17 protein-coding genes and 1 tRNA gene are annotated in these 15157 nt (G+C 66.0%); 5 read left to right on the top strand and 13 right to left on the bottom strand.

The genetic code is table 11. From position 1 onward, the window contains the following. Window positions 1-32: 32 nt before the first annotated feature. From ACEQZD_RS14740 to ACEQZD_RS14715, 6 genes are all read right to left on the bottom strand, one after another. The gene (locus ACEQZD_RS14740; RefSeq protein WP_335629791.1) at window positions 33-902 is read right to left on the bottom strand and encodes a DNA ligase; all 870 of its coding nucleotides are present in this window, start codon (window positions 900-902) and stop codon (window positions 33-35) included. A gap of 367 nt (window positions 903-1269) precedes the next feature. After that, window positions 1270-1343, bottom strand: a tRNA-Gly gene (locus ACEQZD_RS14735). 101 nt (window positions 1344-1444) lie between these two features. Further along, window positions 1445-2083, bottom strand: a complete 639-nt coding sequence (locus ACEQZD_RS14730; RefSeq protein WP_142949095.1) for a peroxiredoxin — start codon at window positions 2081-2083, stop codon at window positions 1445-1447. A 147-nt stretch (window positions 2084-2230) separates the two neighbouring features. After that, a complete protein-coding gene (locus ACEQZD_RS14725) occupies window positions 2231-3694 on the bottom strand; it encodes a DUF3336 domain-containing protein (protein ID WP_335629790.1) in 1464 nt (487 codons plus the stop codon). A gap of 126 nt (window positions 3695-3820) precedes the next feature. Then, complete coding sequence (locus ACEQZD_RS14720; protein ID WP_370186327.1) at window positions 3821-4855, bottom strand: AraC family transcriptional regulator; 1035 nt, start codon at window positions 4853-4855, stop codon at window positions 3821-3823. A 6-nt stretch (window positions 4856-4861) separates the two neighbouring features. Beyond that, window positions 4862-5560, bottom strand: a complete 699-nt coding sequence (locus tag ACEQZD_RS14715; RefSeq protein WP_335629788.1) for an SIMPL domain-containing protein — start codon at window positions 5558-5560, stop codon at window positions 4862-4864. Between the two features lie 89 nt (window positions 5561-5649). Here ACEQZD_RS14715 and apbC point away from each other — a divergent pair, with 89 nt between their 5' ends. Further along, entirely contained in the window at window positions 5650-6738 is a 1089-nt protein-coding gene (apbC, locus tag ACEQZD_RS14710) for an iron-sulfur cluster carrier protein ApbC (RefSeq protein ID WP_335629787.1), read from the top strand. A 50-nt stretch (window positions 6739-6788) separates the two neighbouring features. Continuing rightward, window positions 6789-7358 (top strand): dCTP deaminase, encoded by a 570-nt coding sequence (gene dcd, locus ACEQZD_RS14705; protein ID WP_214011817.1) that lies wholly within the window; start codon window positions 6789-6791, stop codon window positions 7356-7358. A gap of 6 nt (window positions 7359-7364) precedes the next feature. Here the strand turns inward: dcd and ACEQZD_RS14700 are convergent, their stop codons facing one another. Genes ACEQZD_RS14700 through purM form a run of 4 tightly spaced genes read right to left on the bottom strand, consistent with a single transcriptional unit; the run spans window position 7365 to window position 10435 of the window. Further along, entirely contained in the window at window positions 7365-8078 is a 714-nt protein-coding gene (locus ACEQZD_RS14700) for a DUF3108 domain-containing protein (RefSeq protein WP_335629786.1), read from the bottom strand. Continuing rightward, window positions 8075-8791, bottom strand: a complete 717-nt coding sequence (locus ACEQZD_RS14695) for a DUF3108 domain-containing protein (protein WP_370186324.1) — start codon at window positions 8789-8791, stop codon at window positions 8075-8077. The genes ACEQZD_RS14700 and ACEQZD_RS14695 overlap by 4 nt, the downstream gene beginning before the upstream one ends. Further along, entirely contained in the window at window positions 8742-9392 is a 651-nt protein-coding gene (gene purN, locus ACEQZD_RS14690; RefSeq protein ID WP_214011814.1) for a phosphoribosylglycinamide formyltransferase, read from the bottom strand. The genes ACEQZD_RS14695 and purN overlap by 50 nt, the downstream gene beginning before the upstream one ends. Beyond that, entirely contained in the window at window positions 9389-10435 is a 1047-nt protein-coding gene (gene purM / locus ACEQZD_RS14685; RefSeq protein ID WP_370186322.1) for a phosphoribosylformylglycinamidine cyclo-ligase, read from the bottom strand. The genes purN and purM overlap by 4 nt, the downstream gene beginning before the upstream one ends. A gap of 139 nt (window positions 10436-10574) precedes the next feature. Between purM and ACEQZD_RS14680 the strand changes: the two genes are divergently transcribed. Continuing rightward, on the top strand, window positions 10575-11654 hold the full coding sequence (locus ACEQZD_RS14680; RefSeq protein WP_335629784.1) for a DUF2066 domain-containing protein: 1080 nt from the start codon (window positions 10575-10577) through the stop codon (window positions 11652-11654). Between the two features lie 6 nt (window positions 11655-11660). Further along, window positions 11661-12350 (top strand): DnaA regulatory inactivator Hda, encoded by a 690-nt coding sequence (hda, locus tag ACEQZD_RS14675; RefSeq protein ID WP_370186320.1) that lies wholly within the window; start codon window positions 11661-11663, stop codon window positions 12348-12350. Here hda and ACEQZD_RS14670 read toward each other — a convergent pair. Beyond that, window positions 12328-12648, bottom strand: a complete 321-nt coding sequence (locus tag ACEQZD_RS14670; protein WP_142949083.1) for a hypothetical protein — start codon at window positions 12646-12648, stop codon at window positions 12328-12330. The genes hda and ACEQZD_RS14670 overlap by 23 nt on opposite strands. Window positions 12649-12789: 141 nt before the next feature. Here ACEQZD_RS14670 and sthA point away from each other — a divergent pair, with 141 nt between their 5' ends. Continuing rightward, window positions 12790-14190: a Si-specific NAD(P)(+) transhydrogenase gene (gene sthA / locus ACEQZD_RS14665; protein WP_142949082.1), complete on the top strand. Its 1401-nt coding sequence runs from the start codon at window positions 12790-12792 to the stop codon at window positions 14188-14190. Here sthA and smrA read toward each other — a convergent pair. Then, complete coding sequence (gene smrA, locus ACEQZD_RS14660; RefSeq protein ID WP_335629782.1) at window positions 14187-14780, bottom strand: DNA endonuclease SmrA; 594 nt, start codon at window positions 14778-14780, stop codon at window positions 14187-14189. The genes sthA and smrA overlap by 4 nt on opposite strands. Before the next feature lie 117 nt (window positions 14781-14897). Beyond that, complete coding sequence (locus ACEQZD_RS14655; RefSeq protein ID WP_214011807.1) at window positions 14898-15065, bottom strand: hypothetical protein; 168 nt, start codon at window positions 15063-15065, stop codon at window positions 14898-14900. Window positions 15066-15157: the final 92 nt, after the last annotated feature.

Raw genomic sequence — 15157 nt, 5'->3', positions numbered from 1 at the left:
CTTATCGCCCAGCGGGCGCCGTCCTGCAACCCTCAGCGGATAAAGCCCGGCCCCTGCCGCCGCACCCGCAGAAAGCTGGGGAAGCGCGGCAGGCCGTGGCGCGTGCGGCCATAAAACTTGTAGGTCACCAGGCTGCCGATCGGCGGCGGCTCCGCCCGCTGGGCGTCATTGAAACCGCTGCCGAGACGAAAATGCTGCCCGCTCGCGGTTTCCACCAGCAGCGCGCCCATCTTGCCTTCCAGCCGCCCCTCGCCGGGCAGATGAGCCACCACCCGCGCCTCGGCGTCCTGGTAGGGCTTCACCTTGAGCAGATCCGCCGAGCGGTAGCTGCGGTAGGGGGCGTCGCCCCGGTGCAGCATCAACCCTTCGCCGCCGGCTTCGATCACTTTCTCCAGGCGCCGGTCGAGCGCCGCCCGGTCGGGGACCTTGAGCTGGCGCACCAGACGCAAATGCGGATTGTCATGATCCTTGAGCAACCGGCGCAGGGTTTGCAGGCGGTCGTCGAAGGGGCCCGCCGCCCGGGGCAGGTCGAACACCATGTAATAGACATCCCGCCAGTGCTCCGGTCCGGTGTCGTGGCGATTGATCAGGCCCACCATTCGGCTGAAGGTGCCGCGCCCCATCCACAGCTCGCCGTCCAGGGGCTGCTCCGGGAAGCCCCGGGTGAACGCCGCCGGCACATCGAAGCGGTTGCCGTGGCGGGAAATCAGGTCTTCGCCGTCCCAGTAGGCGCGCACGCCGTCAAACTTTTCGCTGACCCAGTAGCGGGAAAGGTCCGCTTCCCCCTGATAGACCCGGGCCTGGGTCAGCGCCGGCACGGTGCGGCCGTGCCCGACACTGGCCACCACCACGCCGAACGCCAGCACCGTGGCCAGTACGAACAAAAAAATTGCACGAGACATCCTTGTCCCCTCCCATCAATAAACGGAAGTGGTCAGTCTCCAACAATCGGGGACGGGGCTCTGTCGGCCAGGGCTGAAATTGCTGTAAGCCAGAACGGCAAGTTTTGAACGCGATTGATTAAGCGCTCCGGAACATTCTACTAAGCCGGAGCTTTGTGGGAGCTTGCCTTGCAAGCGAAAGGGCGGCAAAGCCGGCCGGCAGGATCCCAGAGACGTTGATGGTGCTGCCGTCAGAAATCTCTCTGGCATCCTGCCGGGAGCTTCGCTCCCTTTCGCGGGCCGGGCCCGCTCCCACAACTCCGTTTCCATTCGCAGGCAGGCGGCTCCAGACACAAAAAAAGCCGCGCTAGGCGGCCCTTCTCATGTCTGGAGCGGGTGAAGGGAATCGAACCCTCGTATGCAGCTTGGGAAGCTGCCGTTCTACCATTGAACTACACCCGCGAACGGCGGCTATTACACCGGGATTCCCGCGCCCTGTCCAGCCGGTTCCGCACAATGTGGGAGCGGGCCCGGCCCGCGAAAGGGCGCGAGGCCCTGGCGCATCAGCTCTTTTTCGGCTGCTTCACCATCCGCAGGTACGGCTTCTTCTCGTCCCAGCCTTCCGGGAACAGTTTGGCGGCGGCCTCGTTGTCCAGCGAGGGCACGATGATCACGTCGTCGCCGTCGTTCCAGTTCACCGGGGTGGCCACCTTGTAGCCGTCGGTGAGCTGCAGGCTGTCGATCACCCGCAGGATTTCATCGAAGTTACGGCCGGTGCTGGCCGGGTAGGTGATGGTCAGGCGGATCTTCTTGTTCGGGTCGATCACGAACACGCTGCGCACCGTCAGGGTGTTGTCGGCGTTGGGGTGAATCATGCCGTAGGCCTGGCTCACGGAGCGGTCCGCGTCGGCCAGCAGCGGGAAGTTCAGCGCCGAGCCCTGGGTTTCCTCGATGTCGCCGCACCAGGCGTTATGGTCCTCGAGGGGGTCCACGGACAGGCCGATGACCTTGGCGTTGCGCTTGTCGAATTCAGGCTTGAGGCGGGCCACTTCGCCCAGCTCGGTGGTGCACACCGGGGTGAAATCCTTCGGGTGGGAGAACAGCACCACCCAGCTGTCGCCGGCCCAGTCGTGGAATGAGATCGGGCCTTCGGTGGAATCCTGTTTGAAATCCGGGGCGGTATCGCCGAGTTGCAGTGCCATGGGTGTGTCTCCTGGTCTCAGTACGAATGCGATGTTGTTTGGCTGGTGCTAAGAACATAGAGGCTTCCGGCCCCCCTTTAAAGGGGGCCGGTCATAATCAATCGCGCTAAGCAAATAGCACCCCGCGGCGCGGGGTGCCGGTGGCGGTCAGCCGTTGGCGGCCACGCTGAGACGGTTTAGGGTGCGTTCTTCCAGGCGGTCGAGACGCTCCCGGCAGGCACGGAAGGTGCGGCTGATGCGGGTGGTGTTGTCGATCATCGCCAGCTTCGGCCAGGTGGTCTGTTCGCCGGCGCGAATGAAGGCGCGCACGTCTTCCAGCGACGGGTTGCTGAGCACGCGCAGGGCGTTGCGGGGCTGGCGCGGCGGGATCAGGTTGATGTCGCCGATGTAGCGTTGCTTGACCACGGTCTGCGCTTTGTCGACCACCAGCCCCAGGTCGTTGGAGCGCACCCGGCGGCGTACCAAATCCAGCGCGTAGTGCAGGTTCATGGACACGTTGCGGATCGCCCAGTCGCTGAGGGTGCTGAGGCTGGAATCGGTGCTTTCACTGCGCGGCAGGAAGGGCACCACGTGCGGGTTGGTCTGGCTGACGATGGAGTGGTTGACGCCGAACAGCCGTGACAGGCGGCGGATCGGCAGATCGTCCTGAATCGAGCCGTCAACGAATTTGCGCCCGGGGATGTACGGCACGCGCTCGCCGTCCAGGTTCTTGGCCCACAGGCTCACCGGCGGGTAGATGCCGGGAATCGCACAGCTCGCCAGCGCCGCTTTACGGATCAGAACATTGGGCGAGGTGCGCCAGTTGAGCAGGCGGCTTTGCTGGTTGCGGTCGTAGGGGCTGACGGTGATGTTGATCTCGCGGCCGGTCTTTCGGTAGGCCTCTTCGAACGTCAGGTCCTTGATGTTCTCTTCCAGGCAGGCTTCCAGGTGGTCGCCGTCGAGCACCGGGGTGCCGCGCAGCAGGCCTTTCCAGCCGATCGCCTTGAACGCTTCCATATAGATGTTTTCCGGTTCCAGCTTGGCGGCCAGTTCGTCGTTGTCATGGGTGCCCACCACGGCGGCGACGATGCTGCCGGCGCTGGAGCCGGAGATCACCGAGGGCAGCAGGCCCTGTTCCCAGAGGGTTTTCGCCACGCCGATGTGGAACAGCCCCAGGGCGGCGCCGCCGGAGAACATCAGGCAGCTTTGCCCGAAAGCCTGGCCGGTGGTTTCGAAGAAATCCAGTTTTTGCTTGAGCCCGAACTCGGCGAAGTCGCCGTCACAGAGGTAGTCCAGGGCGGTGCATACCTCTTCCAGATAGCGCTCGATCAGCCGCTTGGTGCCGGTGCGGCTGTGGCCGTAGAGAGCGGGGTTGGAGATATTGCCCAGGTTGCCGTGCAGGCCTTCATGCAGGTGAAAGACCAGTTTGTTGACGTCGTTGCGCTCGCGGGCCTGGCGGATCTGCCACAGGCGGTTACGGATCAGTTCGTAATCGTAGTGGGGCGAGCGGTCGATGTCTTTCCACTCGTCGGCGCCGCCGAGCCGGTCGTATTCACGGCTGGCACGGCACCATTCGTCGTAGCTGCTGGCTTGCGCGATAGCGCGCTCAAGCTGCTTGAGCGTACGTTTCATGCGGTTCTCCCTGGCGGATACTGTTTTTATCGTTGTCCCCGAGTCTAGCCTCGCCGGACCGGCCCCTGATGCCCGGATTGTCCGACAAACGCGTAATATTGCCATCAGGTAATGTAAATATTGTGGCTATTCGCCGTCGCTGTCCATGCCGCGACGGTACTGCCCGGGTGTGACGCCGGTATGGCGCTTGAAACTGCGCTGGAAGCAGCGTATGTCGGCGTAACCCAGGTCCGCGGCGATCTCCGCCTGTGGGCAGCGGCTTTCCAGCAGACGGGCCTTGGCGCGCTCCAGGCGCACGCTGTCGAGGATTTCCCGCCAGCCGGTGCCTTCCGCGACCAGATGCCGGTGCAGGGTGCGGGTGTTGAACCGCAGGGCGTGGGCCACCTGATCGCGGTCGGGGAGGGGGCCGCCCAGCGCCGCCTGCAGGTGATGACGGACGCGCAGCGACAGGCTGGTGGCGATGCCCAGGGTTCCCAGGTGCCGGGCGGCGTGCTCTTCAAGGGGGCCCAGCTGATGCGGCTCGGGCCGGCGCGGCGGGCGGGCGAGCATGTCGCGGTCGCCGATCAGCGCGGAGTAGGGTTGGTTGAAGTCCACCGGGCAGCCGAACAAGCGCTGGTATTCCCGGGCCTGCTGGGGGTCGCTGGGGCCGGCATGCTCGAACCAGACCCGCTCCGGGTTGAGCGCTTGATCGTCGGCGAGCCAGCGGGTGTAACGCAGCCAGCCGGCGAAAACGGCCTCCACCAGATGGCGCCGCACCGGCTGGCGGTTGCAGCGGGGATGCCAGAGTATCCGCGATTCATTGCCGCGCAGCCGGGTTTCCACGCTGCCCAGGTCGCCGACCCGTTTCTCGTAGCGCGCCACCTTGGCCAGGGCCTCCAGCAGCGTGCTGGCGCTCAGGGCGATATGGCCGAGCACGTTGAACACGCCCGGGGGCAGATATTCACTGGCGTGCAGGCCGAACAGCGGGTCCCCGCTGCGATCGGCCAGTTCCGCGATCAACACTTCGAAGCGATCACCGGGCACATGAAGGTCCGGCAGATCCAGCGCCCGCGGGTCAAGGCCCGCCGCCGTCAGGGCGCCGGCGTTGTCCACGCCGGCGGCCCGGGCCGCGGCAAGATAGGCGCGCAGCCCGGTCGCGGAAACAAAGCCTAGCGGCCCCATGGGTGATCAGTTCAGTTGGAAGGTGATTTGAACGCTGGCGGTCACGTCCTGCTCGCCGGGGCGGTAGCTTTGCGAGGCGTCTTCCTTGGCCATGGCGGCGCGCATCGGCATCGGACCGGGGACGTTATAGCCCTGGGCGTTGATCTGCATCGCCTCACCCAGCTCGCGGCCGGCGGCCCGGGCCAGTATTTCGGCCTTTTCACGGGCGGCGCGCACCGCCTTTTCCAGGGCCTGGTTGGCCAGCTCGTTGGCGTTGCTGATTTCAGTGCCGCCAGGACGCACTTCCTTCAGGCCCAGGCCGGCGAGGCCGTCCGCCAGTTCCGCGTAGCGTTCCACGCCGGAGGTGCGGAAGCTCACTTCGCGGCTCACCTGATGGCCGATCAGTTTGCGTTCCGGCTGATACTCCCATTCCGGGGCGATCTGGATGTCGCTGGCGGTGATGTGCTTGTCGTCGATCTGCAACTGCTCGGCAAGATCCAGCATCGCCTGCACTTGCCGGTCCACCTCGTCCTTCATGGCGGACACGTCGTCGCCGCGCTCGCGGGCCACGGCCACCAGATTAAAGATGTCCGGGCGCGCCTTGATGGTGCCCTCGCCGGATACGCTGACGGTATCGCGGTCGGCGAGCGGCTGGCCGTTGCCGCCGCAGGCGGTGAGCGCCAGTACGGCCAGCAGGCCGGTCAAAAGGTGGGCGGTGTTCCTCATGGGTGTGACTCCTTGTGATTAAGTGCGTACGGCCCTTGGTTGTGGACTGCGCTAACTCTATCATCCCCTCCTGAGTTGCAGGAGGTACCATGACGCGTATTGAGCAGGCGATTAGACAATCCCTGGGTGAAATCATCCCCGAGGAACTCGGCGTCGACCTGGTTTCCGCCGGTACGGTGACGGAAATCGAGGAACAGGAAGGGCGTGTGCGTCTGGCGGTGCACCCCGGCTACCCCTGCGCCTCGCGGTTGCCGGCGCTGCGCCGGGAGATCGAAGAGCGGGTGAGCCCGCTGCTGGAAGGCCGTGAGCTGGTGCTGGACCTGTCGGTGCGTATTAAACCGCACCGCGCCCAGCACGACATGCCGGCGATGATGCAGGCGGCCAATGTGATCGCGGTGGCCTCCGGCAAGGGCGGGGTGGGCAAATCCACCACCGCCGTGAACCTGGCGCTGGCGTTGCACGCGGAGGGCGCCAAGGTGGGCCTGCTGGACGCGGATATCTTCGGGCCCAGCCAGCCGATCATGCTCGGCCTGCCCAAGGGCACCCGCCCGGAAACCCGCGACGGCAACGCCTTCGTGCCGGTGATGGCGCACGGCATTCAGACCATGTCCATGGGCTACCTGGTCACCGAGCAGACTCCGGTGGTGTGGCGCGGGCCCAAGGCCAGCGGCGCGCTCACCCAGATGATGCAGCAGACGCTGTGGCACGATCTGGATTATCTGATCGTCGACCTGCCGCCGGGCACCGGCGACATCCAGTTGACTCTGGCCCAGAAAATTCCGGTGGCCGGGGCGGTGGTGGTCACCACGCCCCAGGACATCGCGCTGCTGGACGCGGTCAAAGGCGTGGAGATGTTCCGCAAGGTGGACATCGGCGTGCTGGGCATCGTCGAGAACATGGCGGTGCACATCTGCTCCAACTGCGGCCACGAAGAGCACGTGTTCGGCCAGGGCGGCGCCGACCGCATGGGCCGCGATTACGATACCCCGGTGCTGGGCTCGCTGCCGCTGTCGCTGCGTATTCGTGAGCAGGCGGACGGCGGCACGCCCACCGTGGCGGCGGACCCGGACAGCGCCGAGGCCCGCTTGTATCTGGATACCGCGCGGCGCATGGCGGCGCGCCTGTCCCTGACCCGCGAAGGGCGGCGTGCGTTTCCCAAGGTGGTGATGCAGCACTGATTCCGGGTACCATTCACCGTTTAGGGTTGCCGAACCGATAAAGGATTCCAATGAGCATCAAGTCCGACCGCTGGATCACCCGCATGGCCACCGAACACGGCATGATCGAGCCGTTCCAGGCAGGCCAGGTGCGTACCGATGCCAATGGCGAAAAACTGATTTCCTACGGGGTCTCCAGCTACGGCTATGACGTGCGCTGCGCCGACGAATTCAAGGTGTTCACCAATATTCATTCGGCCACCGTGGACCCCAAGCATTTCGACGAGAAAAGCTTCGTCGACATCAAGGGCGACTACTGCACCATTCCGCCCAACTCCTTTGCCCTGGCGCGCACCGTGGAGTACTTCCGGATTCCGCGCAGTGTGCTGACCATCTGCCTGGGCAAATCCACCTACGCGCGCTGCGGCATCATCGTCAACGTGACGCCGCTGGAGCCGGAGTGGGAAGGGCACGTGACGCTGGAGTTTTCCAACACCACCAATCTGCCGGCGCGCATCTACGCCCACGAGGGCGTGGCGCAGATGCTGTTCCTGGAATCCGATGAAGAGTGCGAGACGTCGTACAAGGATCGCGGCGGTAAATACCAGGGCCAGCGCGGCGTCACCTTGCCGCGCACCTGATCCGGCCTAGGGCGTGGGGCCGTTGTATTCGGTCATGATCAGTTCCCCGTGCAACAGCGCGCTTTCAATGTGGCGCGCTTTGACCACCATGTAGCCCACCTCCGGGGCCACCCAGAACAGGGTGCGGCGGCTCTCTTCCTTGTCTTCTTCCCGTTTCTTTTCCACCACCAGGGTGTCCAGATCGCCCATCGGCGTGTCGATGGTTTCCCGGTCGATAACGATGAAGTGATGCTCGCGGATATCGTCACCGTACACACTGGTGGCGCTGTATTCCTTGTCGCCGGTGGCGAACACGCAGCGCGCGCGCAGCAGCATGCTGAGCTCATCCAACGCCTGGTCGGGAATCGGGAAGGACTCCTCGCCGGAATCCGATTCGCTCACCGCCCGGCCCTGTTCCCAGTTGAAATCGGTGTCGTGGTAACGGTGCTTGCCGAAGCCCTTGAACTCGTGGGTGTAGCGTTCGGTGCGGGGCGCGCAGTCGTTCCAGTGGAACCAGCTTTCCTCGCGGTTGTTGAGCAGCCAGGAATGGGCTTCGAAGCGCATGTGGTAGCGGTCTTCGCCGCTGGCCGGCTCCAGCACCAGGTCGGCCTTGATCGGGGTGGGGATTTTATTGACGTAGATGCGGTATTCGGCGGAGAAGGGCGGCAGCGAAGCGCCCGCCGCCAGCACCGGTAACAGGCTTGCCGTCACCAGCAGGGCCAGGCCGCTCAGGTATCTCATGGCAGGCTCTCCAGGTTCATGACGTGGCGGCCATCGTCGTTTTCCTGAACCAGTTGCACCAGGGTGTAATCGCTCCCGGGAGCGAACCACAGCCAGGTTTGCCGCTCACTGTCCGCTTCGCGCAGCCGCCGCACCTTCACGGTGGCCAGGTCCTTGCCGTCGATTTCCAGCGTTTCCCGGCCTTCCACCTGGAAGCGCTGTTTTTCCACGCCGCGCTCGTCGGCCACGTTGAGGGTGATGTCCCGGTCGCCACGGGCCAGGCGGCACTGCAACGCCAGGGTCAGGGCGATCTTGTCGGTGGCCGGCTCGTCCACCGCGTAGCGGTAGGGCTCGTGGTCGGTGCGTTCGCTGGTGGCCTGCTTGTCCGTGATACGCAACTCCGCCGCCTTGACCCGGCCCAGGCCTTCCCGGTGGTAGCCGTAGTACTGGGTCACGGGCAGACAACCCTGCCAGGTGAACACCGAGGTTTCGCGGATTTCGCCGAGAAAATTACTGGCCGACACTTCCATTTCCCAGCGCTCACCGCCGGCCTTGGAGAGGGTGCGCTGTGCGCCCACGGTGAACGGGAAGCCGGCGGCTTTCAGCCGGTATTGGGTGTTGAAGCTTTGCACCGGGGATTCCGCCAAAGCCGGGGTCGCGGCCAGCAGGCCGGCGAGCAGCAGGCTAGCCGTGCGTGTCCATCTGAAAGCCCTGCGGGGGCAGGCGTTCGCCATCCAGTTCCACTCCCTGGTCGGTCATCTGTAAGCGCTGCTGCGCACGCCAGCGCAACACTTGAGGGTACAAGCGATGTTCTTGCGCTTGAACCTTTTCTGACAGGGTTTCGGCGGTATCGTTCGCCGCCACCGGGAAACGGGCCTGGGCGATCAGCGGGCCGCCGTCCAGCTCGTCGGTGACGAAATGCAGCGAGCAGCCGTGCTCGTGGTCGCCGGCTTCCAGCGCCCGGGCATGGGTATTGAGCCCCGGATACTTGGGCAGCAGGGAAGGGTGGATGTTGATCAGCCGGCCCTGGTAGTGGCGCACGAAGCCGGGGCTGAGGATGCGCATGAACCCGGCCAGCACCACGGTATCGGCGCCGTGGGCGTCGATGACCTCGATCATCGCCTGGTCGAAACTGGCGCGGTCCGGGAAGCCCCGGTGGTCGATCGCCTGCGCCGGCACGCCGGCCCGCTCGGCGCGGGCCAGGCCGGCGGCGCCGGCCTTGTTGCTCAGCACCAGGCTGACCCGGGCGGGCAGTTCCCCGGCGTCGATGGCGTCAAGAATGGCTTGCAGGTTGGAACCGGTGCCGCTGATCAGCACCGCAAGCCGGTGGGTCATGACGCCAGGCCTTCCAGGGACACTTCGGGTTGGTCATTGTCGCTGGCGTGAATGGCACCGATCACGAAGGCGTCCTCGCCGCCCGCGGCCAGTAAGGCCAGGGTCTGGTCCACCTGCTCCCGGGGCACCACCACCACCATGCCGACGCCGCAGTTGAAGGTGCGGTACATTTCGTTGGTCGGCACCTGGCCCTGCTCCTGGAGCCAGCGGAACACCGCCGGCCACTGCCAGGACTGGGTGTCGATCACCGCCCGGGTGCCGTTGGGCAGCACCCGCGGCAGGTTTTCCGGCAGGCCGCCGCCGGTGATGTGCGCCAGGGCGTGCACCGGCACCTGCTTGATCAGCTCCAGCAGGCTTTTCACGTAAATGCGGGTGGGCGCCAGCAGGTGCTCCATCAGCGGCTTGCCGTCCAGGTCATCGGTGTCGTCGGCCTGCTCGAGAATACGCCGCACCAGGGAGTAGCCGTTGGAATGCGGGCCGGACGCGCCCAGGCCGATGATGGTGTCGCCGGGCGCCACCTTGCTGCCGTCGATGATGCCGTCGCGCTCCACCACGCCGACGCAGAAGCCGGCCAGGTCGTAGTCCTCGCCCTCGTACATGCCGGGCATTTCCGCGGTCTCGCCGCCGATCAGCGCGCAGCCGGCCTGCTCGCAACCCTCACCGATGCCGGAGACCACCCGCGCGGCGGTGTCCACGTCCAGCTTGCCGGTGGCGTAGTAGTCGAGGAAGAACAGCGGCTCCGCGCCGCCCACCACCAGGTCGTTGACGCACATCGCCACCAGGTCGATGCCCACGGTGTCGTGGCTGTCGTGTTCCATGGCCAGACGCAGCTTGGTGCCGACGCCGTCGGTGCCGGCCACCAGCACCGGGTTCTTGTAGCCCTCGGGCAGGGCACAGAGCGCGCCGAAGCCGCCCAGGCCGCCCATCACTTCCGGGCGCAGGGTTCGCTTGGCTATCGGGCCGATGCGCTTGACCAGGTCATTACCGGCATCGATGTCCACGCCGGCGTCGCGGTACGTCAGCGGCCGTTTTTGTTCGCTCATGGCAGGCTCCAGGAAGGTGAGGGCGCGCTATTCTAGCAACCGCCGTCCCTGCGGGGGAACCGGCGAGTGGATATTCGCCAGCGCCGGCCATATCAGTGATAATGTCGCGCCCTGAAGTTCTCTGATTCGGAATGGTTCGATGTATCGCTTGCTGTTAGGCCTGATTGTCGGGTTTCTGTGCGTTTCCCCCGTGTTCGCCGCCGATGCCGGCGAAGTGTCGGTGCCCCTGGAGGGCGAGCAACCACGGGGCGCGGAGGCCCGTGAGCAGGCACTGCGGCAGGGCCTGGAAACGGTGATCCGGCGGCTCACCGGCCGCGACCAGGTGGCGGATCTGCCCGGCGTCGCCGGCGTTCTCGAGGACCCGTCGCGCTGGTTGATGCGCTACGCCTACGACGGCGGCACGCCGCCGCGCCTGAACGCGGTGTTCGACGACCGCGCGCTGGTGCGCCATTTGTCCGACCAGGGCGCGCCGGTATGGAGCGGCGAGCGGCCGCCGGTACTGGTGTGGCTGGTATCGGAAGGCACTGGCCAGGGCCGCATGGTGGCGGCCGGCGAACCGCTGGCGGAAAAACTCACTTCGGCGGCGGCCCGCCGCGGCGTCTCCCTGACGCTGCCCGAGTGGGACCAGCGCGACCGGGACACGGTCGCCGTGGCCGATATTCGCGGCCGCTTCGACGGCCCGCTGCTGCAGGCTTCCCGCCGTTACGAGACCGACTGGGTGGCCACGGCGGTGCTCTACGACAGCGGCCAGGGCGGCGCCACCACCCTGAACTGGCGTTTGCTGCAGGACGGCGATGCCGTGGCCAGCAGCCGCGACCGCGCCGACGACAGCGGCGCCGCCCTGGACCGCCTGGTGGATGTGATCGCCGACCGCATCGCCGAGCGTTACTCGGTGCGTTCCGGCGCCGGCGACGGCGGCGATGGGGCCGACGATGGCGAGCCCTCCGAGCCGGCCGGCGACGCGCTGGTGGACCGCTCCGGCTGGATCACCGTGCGCGGCGTTCAAAGCCTGACCGACTGGCAGCGGCTGCGCCAGGCGCTGTCCGATCTGGGGCTGATGCGCTCGGTGGCGCTGCGGGTGGCCAGTGACGACCGAGTTCAGTTCGAGGTGGATTTCGCCGGCGGTCGCTCGCAATTGATACGCAGCGTCACCGGCGTGGAGGGGCTCAGCGAATGCGAGGAGCCGGCCGCCGAATCACCCACGTTCTGTTTCCGCTAGCCGCCCGTGACCGGTCAACTGCCCCTCGCCCTTGAGCTGCGCGAAGGCCACGCTCTGGAGAACTTCCACGCCGGGCCGAACCGCGCCGCCTGGGCCACGGTGTCCGCCGCCGGCGACGGCGACGAGCGTCAGGTGTTCGTGTGGAGCGCCGCCGGCCAGGGCCGCAGCCATTTGCTCGAAGGGGCGGTGCGCCGGGCCCAGGAGCAGGGCCGCGACGCCTGCCTGCTGCCCGCCGCCGAACTGCTGCCGTTGGTGCCGGACGTGCTGGAATCCATGGAGCAGTTTCAGCTGCTGGCGGTGGACGACGTGGATCTGTTCGCCGGCCACCGGGAGTGGGAGGAAGCGCTTTTCCACCTCTATCACCGGGTGATGGCCCTGGGCGGCACCCTGCTGTTCAGCGCCGGCGCCTCGCCGGGCGGCGTGCCCTGGGGCCTGCCGGACCTGGCCACGCGGTTGGCCGCCGGCCCGGTGTTCCGGCTGCAGCCCCTGGAAGAGGACGACCTGGTGACCCTGCTGATCGAGCGCGCCAACGAGCGCGGCCTCAAGCTGGGCGGCGACGTGGCCCGCTTCATGGTGCTGCGCAGCGAGCGGGCGCCGGCGGCCCTGATTCAGCGGCTGGCCACCCTGGACCGGGTGGCCCTGGCCCGCCAGCGGGCGCTGACCATTCCTTTCGTCAAGGATGTGTTCGGCTGGTGACCGTGGCGCCGCGCGCCCGGTCCGGCTTGAGCAGCTTGCGGCGCAGCCCTTCCCAGACCAGAGCGCCGACCACCATGCTGATCAGAATCAGCACCAGTTTGGGCAGGCTCGCCAGGGTCCAGAACAGCACGTCGATGGAGGTGGTTTCCAGGTTCTGGGCGATCACGATCAACACCAGGATCAGCAGCAGAATCTGCAGCGCGCCCAGCGGATGACGGCGCAGCCAGCCGCCGGCGCCGCGCGCGGTGCGCCCCAGTGGGGACGATGAGTGCCGGGTGTCATAGGGGTCCGTTTCCATAGATCGGCTCCTTCGGTTCGCTGCGGGCAGTTCGCGTGCGGCGATACTGTAAAGAAGTTCCAGACTATCACGGTCTCGGTCAAGTATTTATCAAGGCGCCTCCCGGGGAGGCGCGGGCGATGCGGGAGGTAACAGCCAGTTATGGATATCAGCTCCGGATGGGATCTAGTGGTGCTGGGCAGCGGCCCGGCCGGGGAAGCCGCCGCCATGCAGGCGGCCAAAGGGGGCCTGCGCGTCGCCATGGTCGACCGTGACGACCAGATGGGCGGCAACTGCACCCACTGGGGCACGATTCCCTCCAAGGCGCTGCGCCACCAGGTGCGTCAGGTGGTGCGCTCGCAGCGCAACCCGTTGCTTCGCGGGCTGATCAGCCCGCGCCAGGTGCGCTGGCAGGATCTGATTCAGCGTTCCCGCGAAGTGGTGGACAGCCAGGTGCAGGTGCGCACCGATTTTTACGTGCGCAACCGGGTGCGTTTGTTTAACGGCCAGGGCCGTATCGAAAGCGCCGGTGAAGTGCGGGTGGACGACCAGGCCGGCCGCCAGTGGTCCCTGCGCACCCGCAACATTCTGATCGCCACCGGCTCGCGGCCGTACCGCCCGGCGGACGTGGACTTCGACCACCCGCGTATCTACGACTCCGACACCATCCTGGAAATGAAGCACACGCCGCGCAATATGATCGTCTACGGCGCCGGCGTGATCGGCTGCGAATACAGCTGCCTGTTCACCGGCCTGGGCATTCGCGTGGACCTGGTCAATAACCGTCAGCATCTGCTCGATTTCCTCGACGCGGAAATCTCCGACGCGCTCAGTTACCACCTGCGCGACCAGGGCGCCACCATCCGCCACAGTGAGGAATACACCCATATCGAGGCGGACGATGACGGCGTGACGCTGGTGCTGCGCTCCGGCAAACGGCTGCGCGCCGACGCCTTGATGTGGAGCAACGGCCGCTCGGGCAACACCCAGAACATCGGCCTGGAAAACCTGGGCCTCAAGCCCAACAGCCGTGGCCAACTGGCGGTGGACGAGCGCTATCAGACGGAAGTGGCCGGCGTTTACGCGGTGGGCGACGTGATCGGCTGGCCGTCATTGGCCAGTGCCTCCTACGACCAGGGCCGGTTCTGCGCCCAGGGCATCGTCGAGGGCGGCCCGGTGAAACAGGTCACCGACGTGCCCACCGGTATCTATACCATTCCCGGCATCAGCTCCGTGGGCCGCACCGAACAGGAGCTCACCGAGGCCCGTGTGCCCTACGAAGTGGGCCAGGCGTTTTTCAAGAATCTGGCGCGGGCACAGATCACCGGCGAGCGGGTGGGCATGCTGAAAATCCTGTTCCACCGGGAAACGCTGGAAGTGCTGGGGATTCACTGCTTCGGTTACCAGGCCATGGAAATCGTCCATGTGGGGCAGGCGGTGATGCGCCAGCCCGCCCCCAACAACACCCTGCATTATTTCGTCGACACCACCTTCAATTACCCGACCATGGCGGAGGGCTACCGGGTGGCGGCGATCAACGGCATGAACCGGGTCAGCCGCTAGCGCTGGGCGCGGCTGCGTTCGTGGAAGAATTCCCGGGTTTTCTGGCTGGCGCCGGTGGACTTGCGCAGCAGCGCCAGCGTCACGCCGGCGCCGCCCCGGTTGGCCGGCGCGCTGTGAAACGCCAGCACCTGCTCGAACTGCTCCAGCCAGAACAGCACATAGCTTTTCAATAGCGCCGGGCGCTCGCTGTGCTCGCCCTTGCCGTGGCTGATCAGCACCGTGCGCAGCCCGTTCTGCTGGGATTCCTGGATAAACAGATAGACCCGGTCGCGGGCCTCCACCAGGCGTACCCGGTGCAGATCCAGGGTCGCCTGGGGCTCGTACTTGCCCAGACGCAGCTTGCGGTAGACGCCTTCCTGCACGCCGTTCTTCTTCAAACCGACAATATCGTAGGGGCCGGCCTGGGGGACCTGGTCGGGCAGGGTCAGCGGGTTGGGATCGCGGTCCGGGCGGGCCACCGCGGAGGCGCGGCGCAGGCGCTGGGTCAACGTGGGCTCACCGCGACGGAAGTCGCGCACCCGGTCGTCTTCCTTGAGAGGCGCCACACCGGTCATTTCCTGACGGAATAAATCATCGTCGAAGTCGGCCATGGCCCCTCTCCTTGAAAGAAGTGTGAGACCCAATCCTACCAAGACGACACATCAAAGGGGAGCCAGGGCGCATGCGGGCATGTTCCCTGGGGTGTGCCTCAGCGGGGACGGAAAAGGTCAGTGCGTGTCGCGCTGGGGTCGGGACCGTCCCGCGGGAGCCGTGTCGTCATCATCCAGGTGATGGCGCTGTTTCTTGGCTTCCCGTTTACGACGTTCCTTGTCGGCCCGCTCGTGTTCTTCCCGCCATTCCTGGGCGTCGTAGTCATCAAATTGGCGACGACTCATGTTCGGTACTCTCTATATCACAGTGGCTATGTCGCAATATCGATATCGCAATAAACTGAGTCTTATATAGCACCGAAAGCGGTCCCGGAGAA

Origin of the sequence: Alloalcanivorax sp., assembly GCF_964221125.1 — a bacterium.
Classification (GTDB): Bacteria; Pseudomonadota; Gammaproteobacteria; order Pseudomonadales; family Alcanivoracaceae; genus Alloalcanivorax; species Alloalcanivorax venustensis.
The sequence above is the reverse complement of the archived record's forward strand: the minus strand, read 5'-3'. Positions and strand labels throughout refer to the sequence as shown.

Excerpts from the sequence above, each read along its gene's own strand:
- ACEQZD_RS14740 (WP_335629791.1), bottom strand. The coding sequence starts at position 902 with ATGTCTCGTGCAATTTTTTTGTTCGTACTGGCCACGGTGCTGGCGTTC.
- ACEQZD_RS14730 (WP_142949095.1), bottom strand. The coding sequence starts at position 2,083 with ATGGCACTGCAACTCGGCGATACCGCCCCGGATTTCAAACAGGATTCC.
- ACEQZD_RS14725 (WP_335629790.1), bottom strand. The coding sequence starts at position 3,694 with ATGAAACGTACGCTCAAGCAGCTTGAGCGCGCTATCGCGCAAGCCAGC.
- ACEQZD_RS14720 (WP_370186327.1), bottom strand. The coding sequence starts at position 4,855 with ATGGGGCCGCTAGGCTTTGTTTCCGCGACCGGGCTGCGCGCCTATCTT.
- ACEQZD_RS14715 (WP_335629788.1), bottom strand. The coding sequence starts at position 5,560 with ATGAGGAACACCGCCCACCTTTTGACCGGCCTGCTGGCCGTACTGGCG.
- apbC (WP_335629787.1), top strand. The coding sequence starts at position 5,650 with ATGACGCGTATTGAGCAGGCGATTAGACAATCCCTGGGTGAAATCATC.
- dcd (WP_214011817.1), top strand. The coding sequence starts at position 6,789 with ATGAGCATCAAGTCCGACCGCTGGATCACCCGCATGGCCACCGAACAC.
- ACEQZD_RS14700 (WP_335629786.1), bottom strand. The coding sequence starts at position 8,078 with ATGAGATACCTGAGCGGCCTGGCCCTGCTGGTGACGGCAAGCCTGTTA.
- ACEQZD_RS14695 (WP_370186324.1), bottom strand. The coding sequence starts at position 8,791 with ATGGCGAACGCCTGCCCCCGCAGGGCTTTCAGATGGACACGCACGGCT.
- purN (WP_214011814.1), bottom strand. The coding sequence starts at position 9,392 with ATGACCCACCGGCTTGCGGTGCTGATCAGCGGCACCGGTTCCAACCTG.
- purM (WP_370186322.1), bottom strand. The coding sequence starts at position 10,435 with ATGAGCGAACAAAAACGGCCGCTGACGTACCGCGACGCCGGCGTGGAC.
- ACEQZD_RS14680 (WP_335629784.1), top strand. The coding sequence starts at position 10,575 with ATGTATCGCTTGCTGTTAGGCCTGATTGTCGGGTTTCTGTGCGTTTCC.
- ACEQZD_RS14670 (WP_142949083.1), bottom strand. The coding sequence starts at position 12,648 with ATGGAAACGGACCCCTATGACACCCGGCACTCATCGTCCCCACTGGGG.
- sthA (WP_142949082.1), top strand. The coding sequence starts at position 12,790 with ATGGATATCAGCTCCGGATGGGATCTAGTGGTGCTGGGCAGCGGCCCG.
- smrA (WP_335629782.1), bottom strand. The coding sequence starts at position 14,780 with ATGGCCGACTTCGACGATGATTTATTCCGTCAGGAAATGACCGGTGTG.
- ACEQZD_RS14655 (WP_214011807.1), bottom strand. The coding sequence starts at position 15,065 with ATGAGTCGTCGCCAATTTGATGACTACGACGCCCAGGAATGGCGGGAA.